Raw genomic sequence first — 20,301 nt, forward strand, 5'->3', positions numbered from 1 at the left:
AATTAGAGGTCTTCCATCTAGTTTCTTTACAACCTTGTTACAGGAATAAACGCCGTCTCGTACTGCGTTTACATTATATTTTCAAGGGGGTTATACAATGAGTCAACTAGCTGTAAATCTTCATGAAAAAGTAGAGAAATTTCTTCAAGGAACAAAAAAATTATATGTGAATGGGGCGTTCGTCGAAAGCGCTTCCGGAAAGACATTTAAAACTCCTAACCCAGCAACTGGCGAAACACTTGCGATTGTTTCCGAAGCTGGTCGCGAAGATATTCATAAAGCTGTAGTAGCTGCTAGAGTTGCATTTGATGAAGGACCTTGGTCGCGTATGAGCGGCGCTGAACGCAGCCGTCTTATGTATAAACTTGCAGATTTAATGGAGGAACACAAAGAGGAACTTGCACAACTTGAAACATTAGATAACGGTAAACCAATCCGTGAAACATTAGCAGCAGATATTCCGCTTGCAATTGAACATATGCGTTATTACGCTGGCTGGGCTACAAAAATTGTCGGTCAAACAATCCCAGTCTCTGGAGAATATTTTAACTATACACGCCATGAAGCGGTTGGTGTCGTTGGTCAAATTATTCCATGGAACTTCCCTCTTCTAATGGCAATGTGGAAAATGGGGGCTGCTCTTGCAACTGGTTGTACAATCGTATTGAAGCCAGCAGAACAAACACCTCTTTCCGCTCTATACTTAGCTGAATTATTTGAAGAGGCTGGATTCCCAAAAGGCGTTGTCAACATCGTACCAGGATTTGGCGAGACAGCTGGACAAGCTCTTGTCAATCATCCTCTCGTTGATAAAATTGCATTTACGGGTTCTACTCCGGTTGGTAAACAAATTATGAGACAAGCATCTGAAACATTGAAACGAGTTACATTAGAACTTGGAGGTAAATCACCGAATATTATTTTACCAGATGCTGATTTATCTCGAGCAATCCCAGCAGCACTTTCCGGTGTTATGTTTAACCAAGGTCAAGTATGCTGTGCAGGATCACGTTTATTTATTCCAAAGAAAATGTATGATAATGTTATGGCTGACCTTGTTCTATATTCAAAAAAATTAACACAAGGTGCAGGTCTAGATCCACAAACTACAATTGGACCTCTTGTTTCTGAAGAACAACAAAAACGCGTTATGGGATACATTGAAAAAGGGATCGAAGAAGGCGCAGAAGTACTTGTTGGTGGAAACAAACCATACGAGCAAGGTTATTTCGTCGCTCCAACTGTATTTGCGGACGTAAATGATGAAATGACAATTGCAAAAGAAGAAATTTTTGGTCCTGTCATCTCTGCATTGCCGTTTAATGATATTGACGAAGTAATTGAACGTGCAAATAAGTCATCATTTGGCTTAGCCGCTGGTGTATGGACAGAAAATGTAAAGAATGCACATTACATTGCAAGTAAAGTTCGTGCTGGTACAGTATGGGTAAACTGTTACAACGTATTTGATGCAGCTTCTCCATTTGGTGGATTTAAGCAATCTGGCCTTGGCCGTGAAATGGGTTCTTATGCATTAAATAACTATACAGAAGTGAAGAGTGTTTGGGTGAACCTAAACTAAATGAAAGGGCCTGACCAAAGTTGGTCAGGCTCTACTTATTATGTAACAAATTTTTTAGAAAATCCAATTATTTTATTCCGTAACATATTTGAAAATATGGAACTATCTCTTACACTTGCAAGCCACCACTCACATTTAATACCTCGCCTGTAATATAAGAAGCATACTCTGAAGCGAAAAAGGCCGCTGCATTCGCGATATCTTGTGGCATTCCAATTCTTCCAACTGGGATTGCACCAACCATCTTCTCTTTCACTTTATCTGGTATTGTTTTTGTCATATCTGTATCCATAAAACCGGGACAAATGGCATTACAAGTAATACCAAATCCGCCCACTTCTTTTGCTGCCGTTTTTGTTAATCCAATGACGCCCGCTTTCGTTGCAGCATAATTTGCTTGCCCAATATTACCTTCCCTACTAATCGAAGAAATATTGATGATACGTCCAAATTGTTGCTGCCTCATGTAAAGAAGTGCCGGTTGCATACAATAAAACACACCTGTTAAATTTACTTGCATTACTTGCTCCCAAGCTGATTTCTCCATTTTATGTAACATCGCATCTCTTGTAATCCCTGCATTATTCACTAAAACATGTAATTCTCCAAATGTTTGAACTGCGTATTCGACTAACGATTTCGCTTCACTTTGATTACTCACATCACATGCGTATAAACTTACTTCATATCCTTGGTCTAAAAATTCTCTTGCTGTTTCTTTTAATTTCTTCTCATTTACATCACTGATTAACACCTTTGCACCTAACTTTGCAAAAGTACAAGCAATTTCTTTCCCAATCCCTTGCGCTGCTCCTGTTACAACAGCTGTTTTCCCATGTAAAAAATCCATCCCTATCCCCCATTTCTATTACTTATACTGTATATTTCGGCTTTATGCTTTCCAAATCCTTTTTGTATAAAAAAGTCTATTTGTGTCAAACTAAACTTGCAACATAGCATAAACACAAGGAGATTGTGTCGAATGAACAAAAAGAACCTAGGGTATAGCAAAACTTCTGATGGCATCGATGTAGAGTTCTCTCGTGAACTTGCTGATCATGATGACTTAGAAGCAAATGCACGTGCTGACGCCGCCGATGCACGTCAAAAACGCCAGTCTAAACAAAAATAAGGCGCTATCTCGCCCTTATCCTTTTGCAATTGGGACCTACTACTACCCATACAAAATGAAATAAACCGAGATAATTTCTCGGTTTATTTCATATATTTTTTGATATAATGCGCAAAAGTAAGGATTGGAAATATATGATGGTAGCTATGGTAGCGAATATAAAAACCATCTGGTAGCCCTATGCCTGTAGGATAATCCTGATTCTGATTTAGATGTGCAAGTAAATAAGAAATCCCTTTTCGAATGACAGGTGTTTCCGTATCATAAAAAGTAATAAGTGCATCGAGTGCCCATGCCGTTTGTGATGGTGTACTAAACGGTAACGAAATAAAATGCTTTTCTATGCTACTCCTGCAAGACTCTCCCCAACCTCCATCGTTATGTTGAATACGCTCTAACCATGTAGCTGCTTTTTGTAAAGCTGTATGATTAGATGGAACTCCTACAGCACGTAAACCTGTGAGGACTGCCCAAGTACCGTATATGTAACACACTCCCCATTTTCCATACCATGATCCATTCTTCTCCTGTGCTTGCATTAACCATTTAATTGCTCGATCCTTTTGGTCATCTTTTAGCTGGTGCGGAGCATATGTTCCAAAAAACTCCAACACCCTACCTGTAATATCTGACGTAGACGGGTCCGTAGTCATGTCTCCTGCGTTATCAAGTGGTAAATGAGTCAGAAAATGACTCGTTACACCTCTTTCAAAAGCTGCCCAGCCTCCATCAATATTTTGTAACCCTTTGACCCATTCAATGCCTTTTCTCCAATCTTCTTCTATTCTTTGATTTCCTTCTCGGCTTCGTGCTATCGCTCTTAGGGCAGCTGTTGTATCATCAATATCTGGAATTGTTGTATTCACATCAGAAAAGCCCCAACCTCCAGCGTCTAGTGATGGAGCATGCACACTCCAATCTTTTTTCTCCTTATGTTGTTTTTGCAACAAATAATCTGTCGCTTTTTGAATCATTTGGTTATCATTTGGTACACCTGCTTCTTGCAACGAATAACTTAGTAAAGCTGTATCCCACACTGTAGATGGTGAATTTTGAAGATGTGTCCCCTTGTTCATATTCCATATATAAGATTTCAACCCTAATACTGCATTGGAAATAAGCGGTGACTGAATCGAATGCCCAAGTGCAAGCAATGCATAAATCATATAAAATGTAGCACTCGCATAACTGTATAGTGTTCCATTTGTTTCAATCCGCTCAATCATAAAACGCTCTGCTTCTTTATATCCCTTATGTTGTAAAGATAACGGATAAGATAAAAACTTTTTCACGTCACCAAGAAGCGTTTGAAACAATGGTGAACGTTCTTCACGGAACCACTGCTTTTTACTCCCACCTGAAATATAATCTAAATTAGGAAAAATCGTTTTGGACACAGTAAATCGTTTATTCATACAAATCATCATCGGAATGAGGTGAATACGTGCGGAACTACTTAGCTCAAATATACTAAGCGGGGAATCTTCAGGTAAAAATAACATGGGTGTTGGGAAGTGAAATAAAGAAGGATATTCATATCCTCCATGAAGCGCTAATAAAAACTTCGTCATAAAGTGAGCCTTTGTAATCCCACCCTGCCTCCGAATAAACGCTTCTGCACGCTTCATATTTATATCTTCTTTCGTATACCTTCCAGAAGCAAGTAAAGCGACATATGCATTAATTGTAGTAGACAAATTGCCAACAGATTCATCTTCATATAGCTTCCAGGTTCCTTCATTTGTTTGAAGAGATGCAACTCGAGTAACAAATGGCTCCATCTCACCATTTTGTCCTAATAATCTTAGTAAAAAAATCATATGACAATCGGTTAATGGAGAACCTTCAAAACAAAAACGCCAAGCCCCATCTTGATATTGCGTCGTTCGAAGTGCAGTAACTTTCCGCTCGACTTCTTGACGCACTTTTTCATATAATAACACCCTTTTCACCTACCCTTTCTAAATCCGTATACGATATGCCACTTCGCACGCAATTATGTATAAAACAATTGAACTACCCCCACCTTCACTTCGTTTAGAGGAGGGGAGGCTTCTCGGTTAAAATGATAAAAGCAGAACATGTAAATACACATTCTGCTCATAAACAATATCCAATTCCAACAACAATTCCTAAAATAGCTCCGACAACCACTTGATAAGGCGTGTGTCCAACAAGCTCATTCAGCTTTTTATATTCGGTTTGTCTGCCATGAAAAAAATCATTTAAAATCTTCGCCTGTTTACTTACCGCGAGCCTTACTCCTGAAGCATCGTACATGACAATAATAGCAAAAATGACTGCTATAGCAAAAACTGCACTCGTGATTCCTTCCACCATCCCAACACCTGTTGCTAACGCTGTAACTGTTGAAGAATGAGAGCTTGGCATTCCACCAGAAGCAAAAAACTGTGCAAAATCGAACTCTTTTGTCTTTACTAACTTAATAATAACTTTCGTTAATTGCGCCAAAAACCAGGCAATTACAGCTGCCATAAGCGGATCATTATGTAAAATTGTTTCCATATTTCCAGCTCCCTACTTGCAGTAATGGAAATTCTATATTTATAAGTATAAAGAAAAAAGCGTAGAAAATACTACGCTTTATGATACTTTTGCTGATTTATTTTTAAGAAACTTTGGTTGCTTCCGAAGCAAAAACTTTGTTTTTGCTATCGAAAATATCAATAATGCAACCCAAATAAAGAAAAAGGCTGTCATATGAGCTGACGTAAAATGCTCATGGAACACAAAAACACCTAAAATAAGATTAATGGTCGGAGAAATATATTGTAAAAATCCAATCATATATAGCGGAATAAGTTGTGCTCCTTTTGCAAAATAAAAAAGTGGTAATGCAGTAACAATCCCTGCTCCCATTAAAATTAGCGTTGAAGTAAACGAAATAGAGCCAAACGAACCAAAACCATGCTCACCAATCATAACTAAATAAATGAATGCAAGAGGCGTCACAATCATTGTTTCCATCGTAAGTCCTATCATTGCATCATAATTCAGCAATTTCTTGGTTAACCCATATAACCCAAATGTAAATGCCAGTGAAAGAGCAATCCATGGAATTGAACCGTATCGAAACGCTAAAATAATAACACCTATTCCTGCTAAACCAACTGCAACATATTGCCAAAAGTTAAGTTTTTCTTTCAAAACAACTGTACCAAGTAAAATACTTACAAGAGGATTAATATAATAACCAATACTCGCTTCAATGATATGATTCTGATTCACAGCCCATATGTACACAAACCAATTCCCACTAATTAAAACGGAAGCGATCGTTAATGAAATTAATAATTTAGGTCGTTTAAAAAGACTCACAAGTTCACTCTGAAATTGCCCCAACCGTCTCGATACTCCCAAAATTAGTAACATAAAAACAAATGCCCAAACAATACGATGTGCTAATATTTCTTCTGCAGGAACTTCCCCCAACCATTTCCAGTAAACAGGAAGAACTCCCCACATCATATAAGCACCAGCTGCGTATAAAATCCCTTGCTTTTGCAGTGCTTTTTGACTCTCCATCTTCCCTTTTCTCCTCTTCTCTTTTCCCCTTCATTATAAGGTGTATCTTTAAACCTTTACAAATATTCTCTCCCTATCTTTTTCGACAATGAAATTCCTTTTTCAAAAAACTTACTTATTTTTAATATGACATACTTCAGAACCTAGCAGAAAACAGCTAAATTCCTTTTAGACTCCTCATAGGAACCTAATTTGTTGTACGAACTCTAACTAACCAAGTAAACCTAAATTACCCATAAAACATATGAAGTTATAGCAACAAGAAGCGGTATACCAATTTTAAATTTATTTTTATGAGTTTTATGGTGAAAAACATACATTCCAATCCACGTTCCGATTGCTCCTCCTGCTGCAGACATTAAAAACAATGTACTCTCAGGGGTACGCCATTGTTTTTTCACTGCTTTACGTTTATCAAGTCCCATCATCGAAAAAGCAATGACACTAATACACAATATATACATACATTTTACGAACATTATTAATTCTCACATCACTTTCTTTTTTAAATTTAATTCTTTCTACAATAATGGGGTTTTTATTTATATACAAATAAAAATCGCTGTAGACAGTAAAGAATTACTTGTAAACAAGCTATCTTTTCAGCCTACAGCTGTTATTTCAATTATTTATCCGCTATTCGCAAGCAGTAAAGCTAAATTGATGACGGCCAACACCCCACCTTAGGGGATGGTTATTACACTTTATGCGCCATTTCTTTTTCTTACATTACTATGCTTTTTAGCATACACAAAATAAACCAAAATACCTAGCATAACCCAAACCATAAAACTGATTAAAGTTACTTTAGAAAGATTTAAAGCTAAATACATACAACTTATTATTGACATTATCGGTAAAAAAGGAACCAACGGTGCACGAAATGGTCTTTCAATATTTGGGTTTGTTTTACGCAGTACAATTACCGAAATACATACAAATATAAAAGCTGTTATCGTTCCCACATTCACTAAATTCGCCAATAAATTCAAATCTACAAGCCCCGCTAAAAGTGCTGCGAGCATTCCTGTAATCCACGTATTAAGGAATGGTGTTTGAAAACGTTTATGCACACTTGAAAGCTTCTTTGGAAGTAATCCATCTCGACTCATTGAGTAAGATACCCGTACAAAAGCAAACATGGCTACCAAAAGAACTGTAGTTAAACCAGCAATGGCTCCTACTGATAACAAACCTGCAATTTTATCCTCTCCTACAACACGCAATGCATATGCAACTGGATCAGCTACATTCAATTCAGTAAATGGTACCATTCCTGTTAAAATAAATGAAACACCAATATAAAGAATTGTACAAATACATAACGATACAAGAAGACCAATTGGAACATTGCGTTGTGGGCGTTTCACTTCTTCAGCTGCTGTAGCAACTGCATCAAAACCTAAAAAGGCAAAAAATACAGTAGCCGCTCCTCCAATAACACCGTGAAATCCAAACGGAAGAAATGGTTGCCAATTCTCTGGTTTCACATATTGTCCACCTACAATAATAAATCCTAAAATAACAGCAAGTTTAATAATAACCATTATATTGTTAATACGCGCACTTTCTTTCGCACCACGACTTAATAAAAATGTAACAACTAAAACAATAAAAACTGCAGGTAAATCAATGATTCCACCTTTCCCCATGCCCGGTGCCGAGGCAAAAAGAGTAGGAATTTTAATATGAAATCCTAGAAGTAATGATTGAAAATAAGCGGACCACCCAGCTGCTACCGCAGAGGTCGCTAATAAATACTCTAACATGACACACCAACCAACTATAAAAGCAAAAATTTCTCCTAATGTAATATATGTATAAGAATATACACTACCGGATACTGGAACAGTAGAAGCAAATTCAGCATAACAAAATGCCACACATGCACAAACAATTGCAGCCAATACAAAAGATAGAACAATTGCCGGGCCAGCATGTTTCGCTGCCACAATACCTGTTAATACAAAAATACCAGTTCCAATAATTGCCCCGATTCCTAAAAGAGTTAAATCAAATGCTCCTAACGTTTGGTTCAATACCCTTTTCTTTTCTTCATTCATTTCCTTTTTAATTAGTAGACTCATTAATAGAAACCTCGTTTTCAATATAATCCCTTACTAAGTACAACTTCTTCTTTTCCTTTTTAAAGTTTTTATAATTATTATTTTTCAATAGCTATAATTTTTACTTATTTCTAAACTTTGCATTTCGAAAAAAACAGAATTTTTCGAAATGCACATTTGAAATTATCTATACGATATTCTTTCAAATGATGCATCACTAAGAAACAGGATTGAATTTATCATATAATTAATTCAATTGTCAATAATAAGATCAATCACTCTAGAATGGATAATTATGTAATGAAGATTGTTATTTTACAAATCCAAATTATTAAATCTCAATTATTACCAGGAATATCCCTTGATTCATTTTTCTAATATTAATGTTTTATTCATTATCCCCTACAAGACACATGTGCGCTCAACTATTTCATAATTGAAATTATTTTTGTGAAATAAAAACCATAGTCACTTGATTGTATCTTAACTCTATTATTTGCATGATATAAATTTCATATCATAAATTTACTTTTTATTATTAATTCAAAAAATTTTTTTTTGGTTGCTATATAAATTTCATATGAGTATAATAAAAAACGTTGTGAATATAACAATTTTAAAATTCAGAATTTTCTATGTGGCATTATGGTATTTTAAAGAATTATTTCAATGGAGGTTTTAAGTTGGCAAATAAAGTACCCTTTTCTCGTGTCCTTGTAATCGGCCTTATGTTATTTGCACTGTTTTTTGGTGCTGGAAATTTAATTTTCCCAGCTATGTTAGGACAAGCAGCTGGGCATAATGTGTGGATTGCTACTGCTGGATTTTTAATTACAGGAGTAGGTCTTCCTTTGCTAGGCGTTCTAGCATTTGGCATTTCTGATAGTGATGATTTACAAACATTAGCGAATCGTGTTCATCCTTGGTTCAGTGCTGTGTACACATTTATTCTTTATTTAGCAATTGGTCCGTTATTTGCACTCCCTAGAGCTGGAAGTGTTTCTTTTGAAATAGGTGTAAAACCATTTTTATCTGACGGAACAGAAACGGTTGCATTACTTATTTTCACAATCATTTTCTTTAGTATTACATGTTGGTTCTCATTTAATCCAACGAAAATTGTAGATGTTGTTGGGAAACTTTTAACACCTATCAAACTTACATTCATCGGGATTTTAGTAGTTGCAGCGTTTGTCCAACCAATCGGCCCTATTCAGGCACCTACAAAAGAATTCGTGAACAATTCTTTTTTTAAAGGTTTCCAAGAAGGCTACTTAACAATGGATACACTTGCATCTTTTGTATTCGGTATTATTATTATCAATGCTATAAAAGAGAAGGGTACTTATGATAAAAAAGAAATAGTAAGCGTTTGTGCAAAGGCTGCTGGTATTGCAGCAATTGTATTAACAATTGTCTATACTTCCCTTTCTTATATGGGAGCCGCTAGCGTATCTAAACTAGGGCACTTAACAAATGGAGGAGAAGTATTAGCTAAAGTAGCTAATTATTATTTTAGTTCTTTAGGAAATTTATTGTTAGGCTTAATGATTACTGTTGCATGTTTAACAACAAGCGTTGGACTTGTAACAGCATGCTCTTCATACTTCCATAAAGTATTCCCGAAAATATCTTATAAAACATTTGCTGTTATGCTTTCTATTTTTAGCGCATTGATTGCAAATCTTGGTTTGACAGAATTAATTGCGGTTTCTGTTCCGGTACTTACAGCGATATATCCACTAGCAATTATGCTAATTGTTTTAACATTTCTACACCCTATATTTAAAGGTAGAACAGAGGTATATCAATGGAGCTTACTCCTAACTTTTGTCGTTAGTTTGTTTGATGGACTAAATGCAGCAAATATACCTATTCAAGCAATTAATGTTACTTTTTCTAAAATTCTTCCTTTATACGATGCAGGTTTAGGCTGGATCTGTCCTGCATTTATTGGAGGGTGTATTGGTTACTTTATTTTTGTATTCCGAATGAAATTCATTACTAGTACTCCGAAAACGAATCATTAAAAACCATGCAGATAAAAATCTGCATGGTTTTTTCTTAATCTTCCATTTCTATTTCATTCCTCTTTTCCACATGCTCATTACGTAATTCTTCTTCCTGCATTTCCACAGAAATCATCGCATGATAAATCTCCGGATATAATCCAAATATTTGATACACACTTCCTAAAAATGGCACCTAGAACCCCTCTTTTCATAAATAGTATTTCCATACTTAAGGGTTCCCTATCTTTCCCCTACACATTCGTTTTTGTATCTTGTTCTTCATCTTGAACATGTAATAAGTGCTGCCATTTTTTATAAGGCGCACTATTTGGATCAACATACCCTTTCGCATACGAACGGTCCCATAGTTGTTTTACAAACATTTCTTTCTCTTTCTTCGCAACCATATCTGCACCTGTTCCATAATAATTTTGGAAATACAACTCCATTTCATCAAGAAGTAATCGCAATAATTCATCTGATGTTTCTTCTAACGTTGGATCGTATTTTGCCTCCCGGTCGTACATTAAAATAATGTCTAAAATATTATGAACGTGCTCTTTTCTAAGCCATCTCACATCCTGAGCCCCTAATACAAAGGCCTGTGTATACAAATGTCCGCCTTGGAGCATTGCTTTTTCCTGCTCTTCTTCAAAACGGGACAAAATATTTTCATAAATAAACGGATTATGAAGTAATGCTCGATGTAATTTATAGCTTTCACTTGAAATGTTTTTCCCCATTGACTGAATTAAAAAGCTTCGCCCTACACCATTATATTGATATACAAATTGACCATCGACAGCGACAAGACTAATCCACCGGTACATATATGCATAAAGAAGAGCACGATTACATTTATCATAATCTAGCTTCGTTTGCGTTGCATTTAAATCGGGCATGAAGGCTGGTAAGTGCCAATATTTATCTAAATGTGGTGTTAAATTAGATTTTTTAATATTCAATTTATTCACACGTCGATAATAAGACTGAAAATAATCTCCTTTATCATTCATAAAACCATTTGCAAGATGTCCAGATGAAAGCTTAGGAAAATCTTGTAATGATAATCCATAATGAGCTCGGTAACAAATTACTTCAAATGGTGAAAATGCTTCATTCACTGTATCTTTTTCTTGAAACATTTCTTGCAATAGTTCTTCCTGTAGTTCCTGTTTTAGTGATGGATGTATACCCCAATATTGTAACTCTCGATGATGGGCTACCTTCGGGATAAATGGGCTTGCTAGATGGAAGAGATCTTCAATTTTTTCTCTCACATATTCATTACGATCACGCTTTTTAAAATCAGCTTCTTTTCGCAATGCTTCAATAATATTGAGTTCTAATTTGTCACGATATCGGACTTGGAGCTCGTTATAACAATACGTTAAAATATGCTCCCGATAAAAATCCTCTACTTTCTTCGATTGACTTTCCTCTGCTTGTGCATCGCGGCAATATTCCGCATACAAGCTCATATACATCTCTGCTGATATATCCTTTGGAAGCACACCTAAGTTTAAATGCTGCTGCATATCTTGCCATATTTTTTCTTGTAGCTTTTCATCTGCTAACACATATACATTCGTTGGATTTGTTTTCCCTTCAAATTCTTTGCTGCGTTTTTGAATTTCAAACAGCAAATTTTCACGTGTTTCTTGTAAATTATCAAAGAACCTTTCCCAATGTTGGATCATTTTATTTACTGCCTGATATAGCGATTGATAAACGAGTTCCAGTAGCATTTCTTTGCGATATTCATTTAACTTATGCACGTATTGCGTCACTATATCTTCAAATTCTTTTCGGAACATACGCTGCTGATTATAAAACATTTTGCCAAACCAACCTTGTTGCTGTGCAAGTTCAACACGTCGCACAGCTGTTACTGTACCATCAATATTGCTCACATTAAATTTCTTATCATAGTTTTGAATTAGATTACGCTTCTGTTCATTGTTCTCATGTAATCGATTCATTTTCTCTACTAATTGCTTTCGAATCTCATACAGCATGAAACGAGCAGCCACTGGATGAACAGCTTCTGTTTTCTTTAAAAACCATGTATTTAGTTGATATGACTGCCCCTCTGATCCACTAGGCGTATAGCGGTCTGATTCTATCATGTCATATAAAAGTGTCGTCACATGCTCATGCACACGGCTCGGTATCGCATAGGCATACAACCTGACAGCGTGATCAACTCTTGCTACTTCGCCCTTCATTTGCTCCATCATTTTAAGCTTCGCAGCAGATATTTTGCACTCATGCTGTAATCTGTTTAACTCTTCATCTTTTTGTACTGTACGCTGCACGTAACTTTCGACCGCTTCTAAAAATAATTTTGATTTCGCGACGCCTACCTTACCACCTTCTGCACCTTCGCGTGTTTCATTGTACATTTGTCTATAGAAAATATGTGCTTGTTCTGGGCGAGTGGCAAGATGCTCTAAATCTTCTAAATAACTCTTTCCCCGCTCTGGCTTCTCACGCTGCATACCACGACGAACATCTTGTTCATACCGCTGTTTTTTCTCTTGAAACAATTGATCTAAATGTAGCCAGGATTCATCTAATCCTTGCACAGCCCATTTCAAGGCACAATATTTTAAAACATGCTCATATGGATAAATAAGCTTTGCAGTTCCAGCACCACAATAACGTGCTTTTCCGTTCGATTCCGCCAACTGCTGAATTTGATTATCCTCTTGTGCAAAATGACTTGTGGACATCGGACTAAATAACTGTAAATAAATCGTATTTGTCATTTGTTCCATGTAATCTGATAGATTGTGTAAATGATGACCATGTAAATTTTCATAATCATATAAGAAACAATAATTATATGGTAAATGATGCTCTTTAATTGTATGATTCGTTCTTCCGTCTTCATCCACTTGATCTGGACGATACTCTAGTTCAATTGTTACACCGCCCCGCTTTGATAATTCACCCGTTGAGCCAAGTGTAATTGCATGAAGTTCTTTTAATGACGCGTAACCATTTGCCTGAACAGTTTCAAATTCTTTCGCACTAACGGTGCGCGTCTTAACAAGTGCATCTGGCATTAAAAACGCACCGCGAATTAAAATGTTATGATGTTGCAATTTCTTACGAAGCATTTCACGTAGGTACAACGCAATTTGTAAGAACATACCCGAGCCAGTGCCACCAGCTAATGATGTAACGATAATAACTCGAACACCATACTCTGTTTGATCACTTGTGACAGGAAAAATCTTTTCGATTTCTTGCCAAAAAGCAGTCAATTTATCTTCTTTCATCGCTGCCCGAAGAGCTAAGCGTGAAATCACACGCAGTTGACCAGCTCCTTCAGTTAACGGCTTATCCAGAATAGTAGGGTCCATTGGAAACCATTCCGGGATCGTTGGATCCCCTGCAATATATTCTCGCGGCGTTTTACTAGAGCTCGTTTGAGTCTTGAACTTACGAATATGCTCAAATTTACTTAATGTATTCACATCTGTATCAAAGACATGCATCGCTACCTTTTTACGTCGTTCCTCTGGCAATTTCTCATATATTTGGTGTGTAACGGTACTCCCGATTCCACCTAAGCCAATTAAAATTGTTGGAACTTGTAATGTCATGTGAACCACCTTCCTATTTGAACTTCCTATTATTCACATTCATATCGATAAATTTCTTTTCCATACCCACGATCAATTAGTAAAATCTCGTTCGGATATAATGTCTTATGCTCATTTCCGGCCTCTTCCTCTGTTATAAACATACCGTCAATAATCATACCAATCACTTGTGATTCCTTTGCTACAAATATAGACTTCGAACCTTTTTTCGCTATAAAAGTTACTGATTGTACCGTCTTTCGTTCTGCTCGAAATGGAATGCCAAAATAATGTTTCCACCACTTGTTTCTTAATAATTCTGGTTCAGATTGATAGAGCCAATCTTTTGCTACTTCTTGATCCCATTCGTAATATAACATTGCTTTACGATGAAACCTTGGCCGGACAATCCATCCTAAAATAAGAATCGCAACAAGCAAAAGCAGTAAACCAATCGGGATTACAAATTGAAAAATTAGCGCATACCGTTCCCAAAATGGTGCATTTTGAATATAAAACGAAATCGTTTTCTTCACTTCTTGTAACTTTGAACCGTTTATAGTGATGGTAGCTTCTATGGTGCCGGTATCTGTAAAATTGAATGTATCGGAGTAGTAAGGACGAGGATACACATAAATTTGATTGTCATGTTGCCGCAATTCGTAGTTAATCGATTGATGAGATGTGACACCAGTAGATTCCAGTAGCTTTTTCACCTCCACTTCTGTCATTGGTTCACCATTCAGTAATGGCTGCAGGACAAGTGGTTTACTCTTTTCTAAATTTGTTACCTTTTCTTCATAATCTTTCGTAATGACCTGTAAAGATAATTTTGCCTTTGGCATCGGATCAATTCGGAATTCTCTCGTTTGCCTGTAAAACCCTTTTATATTCATATGAACTTTCCCACGTACAAATTGGTTTTTAATTTGTAATTCATAGTAAAACACATGTCTTTTATCATCCCATTTCATCGGATACAGCTTTCCATCTAGTTCTACTTCTGCTTGGAAATAAGAAGATTGGATTGGTAAATCCGTTGGTTTCGCTTCAATCACTGCTTTCGTTCCCTCATACATTTTCTCGACGTTTTTTTTCGCTTTATCCTCTTTATCATAAGTAGCAATGGTATAATCAAGTGCTGGTTCAACAAGTACTTTCGATCCTTCTTTCACAATATCTCTATCAATTTCTAACGTGTATGTCCCTGGTTTAATCACTTCATGATTCGTAGCACCAATATGAGTAATACCACCATATAAATTTGATTCTCCTGGTGCATGAATCGAAAAGGACGATTGTACTGCTAATGGTTTGGCAAGTTGGTCTATCCGATATCGCGATGTATTAAAAGATTGTTGTACGAGCGTCATTCGCTTTAATGGGAATGGTGTAGTAATCTCTAATTTGTTACCAGATATAGTCGTTTTCACGACAGATTCAACAGAAGAAAACGGATCTCGATTCGCAACCAAGGCAGCAGCTTGATTTACACTTTGAATGACTCCATCTTCTCCACTCGTTGGCATAACGATACCATTTATTTCTTGCTTCCAAATTTCTTTAAACGTATTCATCTGTTGTTGCTCTTGCTGTCCTAAGTTTTCTTCCATTGTTATTAAAACTGGATGCAATGATATTTTTTTCGCTTCCATTTCTTTTTTAAACTGTTCCAGTTTCTGCGTGATTTGTTCTTTACCGCCGGTCTTTTCTTTTTCTAATTCATTAAATGCCCCGTCAGTTAATACAATAAGCCAAAATTCACGTTTTCCATTTATGTCCGCTGCCTTTTTAATAGATTGCATTGCGGTCTCTACTGCGCTAAACGGCGTATTTAAATAATTCTTCCACGCTCCAATTTGATCAATTTCTGTTTGTCTTTTTTCATTTGTTAGTGTGATATTTAACGCTTCAGTAGGACGACTCATTGGAACATATGAAAATCTATCTTTTTCATCTAATAATGCAACTAAACTTTGCAAAGCATAGTTGGCATATTTCCAGCGATCGTTATTTCTCATGCTGCCAGAATCATCATATACAAGTGAAACGACCCTTTCTTTTGCCTCCTCTCCTTTTGCAAAAGTTGAAAAAGGATTCAAACACAATAATAGAAAAAAGATGAATGTGGCACAAATTCGAATCTTCATGATGAGGCTTCGCCACCTTTGTAGACAAATTCCTATGTTTAAATTTATGAAAAGAAACAAGATATATGACTTGTATTTTGGGATATGTAGATCATTATAATGTCATTATGTAAACTAAATTACTGGAATGATAACCTCCTTTTCAGTAACGATCTTGTTTTGAAAGCGAATTAATCAAAACAGACTCTTCATACAAAAAATCCCTATAAAAAAGTTTGATTTTCTCTTCTATTAAAAATAACTTTTCACCTTTGAATACGGTGTTTTTTCTAAATATCCCCTACTTCCACTTGTCATTTTTGCTACGCATAAAGCTTTCTAAATATCCTCTTCTATCACTTCTACAGTCATCGTAAACAGATATGAAACTTCCTTACCATCTTCACGTAAAAAAGAATATTGTAAAGTTTCTGTAGCAATGGTATGAGGAATACGATGCGCTGTTGAAAAAGCAATCACAATATCCCCTCTCCTTAAAGTGTGAATTTCCTTACATTTTTCCATACAAATAAAAACACGCCTATAACAGCGTGTTTTATTGTTTCACATATACTTCAACAATAGGATTGTCTTTACGATCCGCATGCAGACGAATATTCTCTTCGCTTGTATGATAAATACTTGCTAATAACATAACAGTTAATAAATTAGGAATTTTCCCATCACTCCCAAGTTTTCGTTCAAGTTCTTCTTTATATTCAAAATCTAAATCTCCTTGTATATATGTATACACTTCAAACCCATCCTTTAAATCACAAACGACTTGGTCAATAATATCTGCTCCTACTTGCTTTTCCATTTCACTACGAAGGGCATTCGTAAATTCATTCCAAGGAACTTCATATGTTTGAAATTGATCTTTAGGTTCCATACTTCCCACTCCTTTTTCATACACTTTCACCATATATTCCCCCTTTCTCGTAACAATTATGAAACTTAGGTAAATCGTACAAGCCGCACTTGTCCCGATGACATATCGTATTACTGTATATGGAAGGAGGCAAGAACATGCATTGTCAAAAATGTTACAATACTTGTCATCGTTATTTTGGTAAAGTTGTACGTATTGAAGATGTAGATGGTTATGTTCATATCGGTAAGATTGTTGATGTGACAAATGATTCTGTTTGGATTGAACCCTATAGATCATCTTTTGATACAGGATTTGGTTACCATGATGCATATGCAGGTGGTGGCTGTGATTTTTGTGGTGGTTTAGGTCAATGTAACCATTGTGGCTTTGGTTTTGATAGAGGCTTTGGTTTTGATGGAGGCTGTGGCTTTGATGGAGGCTGTAGAGGAGGATTTTGCGGAAGTGGTGCCGTTGAATTAGGTTTCGGATTTATTTTTGGTATTGCTTTAGCTGCATTATTTTTCATCTAATATACAAAGAAGCCAACTATATTTTTAGTTAACTCCTTTTCAAAAATAATGGAATACAGTTATCCTATCATACGCGAATAAAGTGAAACTTTAATCAGCCCTCATCAATCGGGCCTTTACGGGTAGGTTATCTCTCACCTAACTTCTGTGCTTTTGCTAAATTTTGAGGTGAGAATATTACTGCCCACAAATAGTAGGATAAATGAAGCAGATTTTTTAATCTGCTTTTTATTTTTCACAAATAAATACACGGTGCCCTAAAATATGTTGATACATTTGCAATACCTGCTCGTGCTGCACCCATGCATCGTACAATTCAGCCGGAATAAAATGTGACAGGTTCCATTCTGGCTGTTCCATTTGTCCTGCAATCGTTTCGGCAATCGTTCCTCCACCTACAATCGTTATCCTTTTGAAGTTTGTCGTTTGAAATAAATCAATCCATTCCTTTTCTGTGTGTAACTCCTTTATTCCGTAAAATTGTAGTATTTTCTCCTCTTCTTCTTTTGTTAAGTGCTTCTCAATTATCATTTCAATGACAACAAGTTTCCCGTTCTTTTGCAAGACACGATAACATTCAGGAATCACCTGTTCTTTGTTTGTAAAAGCAAGTACAGATTCACCTAATACAAGATCAAACTTCTCATTTAAAAACGGCAACTGTTCAGCAGTTCCTTTAATCAGTTCAATGGATAATTGTTCTTGTGACCATCTATTTTTTGCTTTTTGAATCATAATTTCATTATTTTCAACTGCTGTGACGTTATAACCATATTGTTTTTTCATATAAGCTGCTGTACGCCCTGTTCCGCATCCTATTTCAAGCACATTTGCTTCACGGTATAATGGTAACTGTGCCAATAACTGTTTTGTTAATGTAAAACCACCAGGATGTGCGCTTCCAATTCCGTAATAAGCTAAAAAGTCAATGTATACATTCCGTTTCATAAGATTCTCCTTCTTTTTTCTAGAATACCTATATGCATAAACGTAATGTACTGTGCAAAAATAACGTACTATTTTCTCAAAGTAGCTCCACATTACTCATAAAAAAAGCATTTCCAAGGTAAAGTAATTACCATTGGAAATGCTTTTTTTATTACTTGCTATCTTTCTCTGTTACATATGCCCACTTAAAGCTATACTCTGGGCTGATATTATGTTTTACAATTCCTTTTACATTTGGTCTCATTACATACGATCTAGCATTTTGATGTAATGGTACAAGCGCTACATCTTCTTCAAGCAACAGTTTTTCTGCCTTTCCTAACTCTTCCCAACGCTTCTTCGCATCTGCCATTAACTCTGTTTTTCCTTTTTTGATGATTTCATCATATTTTGGATTTGAATAGCTCATTTGGTTTTGAGAGTTTGTTGATTCAAACATATCTAAATATGTCATTGGATCTGCATAGTCTGGGTTCCAACCACCATATGAGAAATCATAATCTTGCTCAGATTCTAATTTTAATTTTTGTTTAAATGGCTGCATTTTAATATTAACTGTTACACCTTTTAAATTTTTCTCAATTTGATCTTTTACATACTCACCAACTTTTTTTGCATTACTCGTATCATAGTTTAAAAATTCAAGTGTCACTTGATCTTTACCAAGCTCTTTCTTCGCTGCTTCCCAAGCCGCCGCTGCTTTTTTCGTATCTTGTTTTAAACCGTTTTTAAACGTTTCTTGGAAATCTTTACCGTCCGGTCCATTCGCTAATCCTTTTGCAACTAAGAAATCGGCAGGTTTGGAACCATCATTTAAAATTACATTTGCTAAATCCTTTTTATTAATTGACAACGCAATTGCTTCACGCAATTTTTTGCTCTTTAATGGTGTATCTTGACCAGCACGTTTTTGATTCAAGCGTAAGTAGAATGTACTTGGTTCCGAATATGTTCCAAATTCATCCTTCTTCGATTTATATTTATCAACAAATTCTCCTGATAATAGTGTAAAGTCAATTTGACCACTGTCATATAGATTTACACGAGTTGCCATATCTTTTACAACACTATAGTTAATTTCTTCTAGTTTCACATTCTTTTTATCCCAATAATTATCATTTTTCTTTAACTTCCAACCTTCTTCATGCTTCCAGTCAGTTAAAACAAACGGTCCATTATAAACTACCGTATCAGATTCTAAACCGTATTTATCTCCTTTTTCTTTTACGAACTTTTCATTTAGTGGGTAATACGATACAAATGCCGTTAAGTTCAAGAAATATGGAACTGCGGTTTCCAGCTCAACTTCAAGTGTATAATCATCTACTGCTTTTGCACCTAATGTAGATACTTCTGCTTTTCCTTGGTTAATTGCTTCTGCATTTTTAATATAATAAGCAATAAATGCGTATTCAGAAGCTGTCTTTGGATCTACTAACCGTTGCCATGCAAATACGAAATCTTTTGCTGTTACCGGATCTCCATTAGACCATTTTGCATCTTTACGAAGTTTAAATGTATACTTTTTTCCATCCCCACTTTTCGTACTTGATTCTGCCACAGCTGGGATTGGCTTATTATCTTTATCAAGGCGATATAACCCTTCCATTGTATTCCCTAAAATTTGTGACCCAAGAGTATCTGTATTTTTAGAAGTATCCATCGTTGGAATTTCGTTTGTTTCTGTACGATTTAGTACTTGTTTTGCTGCATATTTAATATCAGATTTCTTCTCTTCACCACTATTAGACGTTGTATTTGTCTTCTTATCCCCACCTGACCCCGAGCATGCCGATAACGCCATACTTACTGCTAAAACCGGTGCCACAACCGCTGTTAGTTTCTTGATCTTTTTCATTTGTGTACCCTCCCTAAATTATATGTACGAT

At 36.0% G+C, this 20,301-nt stretch carries 16 protein-coding genes and 1 pseudogene; 4 read left to right on the forward strand and 13 right to left on the reverse strand.

The genetic code is table 11. The annotated features are described in order from the left end of the window. Positions 1 to 97: 97 nt before the first annotated feature. Positions 98 to 1,582 carry an aldehyde dehydrogenase family protein gene (locus tag NSQ40_RS17525; protein WP_003198988.1) on the forward strand — a complete coding sequence of 495 codons (1,485 nt, stop codon included), beginning with the start codon at positions 98 to 100 and terminating at the stop codon, positions 1,580 to 1,582. Between the two features lie 109 nt (positions 1,583 to 1,691). Here NSQ40_RS17525 and fabG read toward each other — a convergent pair whose 3' ends face one another. Continuing rightward, on the reverse strand, positions 1,692 to 2,432 hold the full coding sequence (fabG, locus tag NSQ40_RS17530; RefSeq protein ID WP_003198990.1) for a 3-oxoacyl-ACP reductase FabG: 741 nt from the start codon (positions 2,430 to 2,432) through the stop codon (positions 1,692 to 1,694). 132 nt (positions 2,433 to 2,564) lie between these two features. Here fabG and NSQ40_RS17535 point away from each other — a divergent pair, with 132 nt between their 5' ends. After that, positions 2,565 to 2,714 (forward strand): YfhD family protein, encoded by a 150-nt coding sequence (locus NSQ40_RS17535; RefSeq protein WP_003198992.1) that lies wholly within the window; start codon positions 2,565 to 2,567, stop codon positions 2,712 to 2,714. Between the two features lie 83 nt (positions 2,715 to 2,797). Here the strand turns inward: NSQ40_RS17535 and NSQ40_RS17540 are convergent, their stop codons facing one another. From NSQ40_RS17540 to NSQ40_RS17560, 5 genes are all read right to left on the reverse strand, one after another. Further along, entirely contained in the window at positions 2,798 to 4,657 is a 1,860-nt protein-coding gene (locus NSQ40_RS17540; protein ID WP_003198994.1) for a terpene cyclase/mutase family protein, read from the reverse strand. Between the two features lie 157 nt (positions 4,658 to 4,814). Next, the gene (locus NSQ40_RS17545; protein WP_003198996.1) at positions 4,815 to 5,240 is read right to left on the reverse strand and encodes a divergent PAP2 family protein; all 426 of its coding nucleotides are present in this window, start codon (positions 5,238 to 5,240) and stop codon (positions 4,815 to 4,817) included. Positions 5,241 to 5,318: 78 nt separating this feature from the next. Then, positions 5,319 to 6,260, reverse strand: a complete 942-nt coding sequence (gene rarD / locus NSQ40_RS17550) for an EamA family transporter RarD (RefSeq protein WP_258248268.1) — start codon at positions 6,258 to 6,260, stop codon at positions 5,319 to 5,321. A 224-nt stretch (positions 6,261 to 6,484) separates the two neighbouring features. Continuing rightward, on the reverse strand, positions 6,485 to 6,724 hold the full coding sequence (locus NSQ40_RS17555) for a DUF1294 domain-containing protein (RefSeq protein ID WP_087943336.1): 240 nt from the start codon (positions 6,722 to 6,724) through the stop codon (positions 6,485 to 6,487). A 240-nt stretch (positions 6,725 to 6,964) separates the two neighbouring features. Next, positions 6,965 to 8,347 (reverse strand): APC family permease, encoded by a 1,383-nt coding sequence (locus NSQ40_RS17560; protein WP_003199002.1) that lies wholly within the window; start codon positions 8,345 to 8,347, stop codon positions 6,965 to 6,967. A 662-nt stretch (positions 8,348 to 9,009) separates the two neighbouring features. Between NSQ40_RS17560 and brnQ the strand changes: the two genes are divergently transcribed. Further along, the gene (brnQ, locus tag NSQ40_RS17565; RefSeq protein WP_033798273.1) at positions 9,010 to 10,356 is read left to right on the forward strand and encodes a branched-chain amino acid transport system II carrier protein; all 1,347 of its coding nucleotides are present in this window, start codon (positions 9,010 to 9,012) and stop codon (positions 10,354 to 10,356) included. A gap of 34 nt (positions 10,357 to 10,390) precedes the next feature. Here brnQ and NSQ40_RS17570 read toward each other — a convergent pair whose 3' ends face one another. The 5 genes and pseudogenes from NSQ40_RS17570 to NSQ40_RS17590 form a co-directional block, all read right to left on the reverse strand. Then, on the reverse strand, positions 10,391 to 10,531 hold the full coding sequence (locus NSQ40_RS17570) for a hypothetical protein (RefSeq protein ID WP_003199007.1): 141 nt from the start codon (positions 10,529 to 10,531) through the stop codon (positions 10,391 to 10,393). Positions 10,532 to 10,589: 58 nt separating this feature from the next. Next, positions 10,590 to 13,952, reverse strand: a complete 3,363-nt coding sequence (locus NSQ40_RS17575; protein WP_003199008.1) for a tubulin-like doman-containing protein — start codon at positions 13,950 to 13,952, stop codon at positions 10,590 to 10,592. Positions 13,953 to 13,981: 29 nt separating this feature from the next. After that, positions 13,982 to 16,081 (reverse strand): vWA domain-containing protein, encoded by a 2,100-nt coding sequence (locus tag NSQ40_RS17580; protein WP_258248267.1) that lies wholly within the window; start codon positions 16,079 to 16,081, stop codon positions 13,982 to 13,984. A 318-nt stretch (positions 16,082 to 16,399) separates the two neighbouring features. Next, positions 16,400 to 16,603, reverse strand: a pseudogene (locus tag NSQ40_RS17585) (P1 family peptidase); the annotation flags it as partial. A 13-nt stretch (positions 16,604 to 16,616) separates the two neighbouring features. After that, positions 16,617 to 16,952, reverse strand: coding sequence for a hypothetical protein (locus NSQ40_RS17590; RefSeq protein WP_026008529.1), 336 nt, complete (start codon positions 16,950 to 16,952; stop codon positions 16,617 to 16,619). A 137-nt stretch (positions 16,953 to 17,089) separates the two neighbouring features. On the opposite strand from NSQ40_RS17590, the gene NSQ40_RS17595 reads away from it, so the two are divergent. After that, the gene (locus tag NSQ40_RS17595) at positions 17,090 to 17,464 is read left to right on the forward strand and encodes a hypothetical protein (RefSeq protein ID WP_033796303.1); all 375 of its coding nucleotides are present in this window, start codon (positions 17,090 to 17,092) and stop codon (positions 17,462 to 17,464) included. Between the two features lie 228 nt (positions 17,465 to 17,692). On the opposite strand, the gene NSQ40_RS17600 is transcribed toward NSQ40_RS17595, so the two are convergent. Both NSQ40_RS17600 and NSQ40_RS17605 read right to left on the reverse strand, forming a co-directional pair. Further along, positions 17,693 to 18,412: a class I SAM-dependent methyltransferase gene (locus NSQ40_RS17600; protein WP_098609975.1), complete on the reverse strand. Its 720-nt coding sequence runs from the start codon at positions 18,410 to 18,412 to the stop codon at positions 17,693 to 17,695. 151 nt (positions 18,413 to 18,563) lie between these two features. Further along, positions 18,564 to 20,270 (reverse strand): peptide ABC transporter substrate-binding protein, encoded by a 1,707-nt coding sequence (locus tag NSQ40_RS17605; RefSeq protein WP_003199023.1) that lies wholly within the window; start codon positions 20,268 to 20,270, stop codon positions 18,564 to 18,566. Positions 20,271 to 20,301 lie beyond the last annotated feature (31 nt).

It is taken from the genome of Bacillus sp. FSL K6-6038, assembly GCF_038050455.1.
GTDB lineage: Bacteria > Bacillota > Bacilli > Bacillales > Bacillaceae_G > Bacillus_A > Bacillus_A pseudomycoides.

What these genes read in the sequence shown, in the direction of transcription:
- NSQ40_RS17575 (WP_003199008.1), bottom strand. Translation starts at nt 13,952, where the DNA reads ATGACATTACAAGTTCCAACAATTTTAATTGGCTTAGGTGGAATCGGG.
- NSQ40_RS17590 (WP_026008529.1), bottom strand. Translation starts at nt 16,952, where the DNA reads ATGGAACCTAAAGATCAATTTCAAACATATGAAGTTCCTTGGAATGAA.
- NSQ40_RS17595 (WP_033796303.1), top strand. Translation starts at nt 17,090, where the DNA reads ATGCATTGTCAAAAATGTTACAATACTTGTCATCGTTATTTTGGTAAA.
- NSQ40_RS17525 (WP_003198988.1), top strand. Translation starts at nt 98, where the DNA reads ATGAGTCAACTAGCTGTAAATCTTCATGAAAAAGTAGAGAAATTTCTT.
- rarD (WP_258248268.1), bottom strand. Translation starts at nt 6,260, where the DNA reads ATGGAGAGTCAAAAAGCACTGCAAAAGCAAGGGATTTTATACGCAGCT.
- NSQ40_RS17560 (WP_003199002.1), bottom strand. Translation starts at nt 8,347, where the DNA reads ATGAGTCTACTAATTAAAAAGGAAATGAATGAAGAAAAGAAAAGGGTA.
- NSQ40_RS17555 (WP_087943336.1), bottom strand. Translation starts at nt 6,724, where the DNA reads ATGTATATATTGTGTATTAGTGTCATTGCTTTTTCGATGATGGGACTT.
- NSQ40_RS17545 (WP_003198996.1), bottom strand. Translation starts at nt 5,240, where the DNA reads ATGGAAACAATTTTACATAATGATCCGCTTATGGCAGCTGTAATTGCC.
- NSQ40_RS17535 (WP_003198992.1), top strand. Translation starts at nt 2,565, where the DNA reads ATGAACAAAAAGAACCTAGGGTATAGCAAAACTTCTGATGGCATCGAT.
- NSQ40_RS17580 (WP_258248267.1), bottom strand. Translation starts at nt 16,081, where the DNA reads ATGAAGATTCGAATTTGTGCCACATTCATCTTTTTTCTATTATTGTGT.
- NSQ40_RS17600 (WP_098609975.1), bottom strand. Translation starts at nt 18,412, where the DNA reads ATGAAACGGAATGTATACATTGACTTTTTAGCTTATTACGGAATTGGA.
- fabG (WP_003198990.1), bottom strand. Translation starts at nt 2,432, where the DNA reads ATGGATTTTTTACATGGGAAAACAGCTGTTGTAACAGGAGCAGCGCAA.
- NSQ40_RS17605 (WP_003199023.1), bottom strand. Translation starts at nt 20,270, where the DNA reads ATGAAAAAGATCAAGAAACTAACAGCGGTTGTGGCACCGGTTTTAGCA.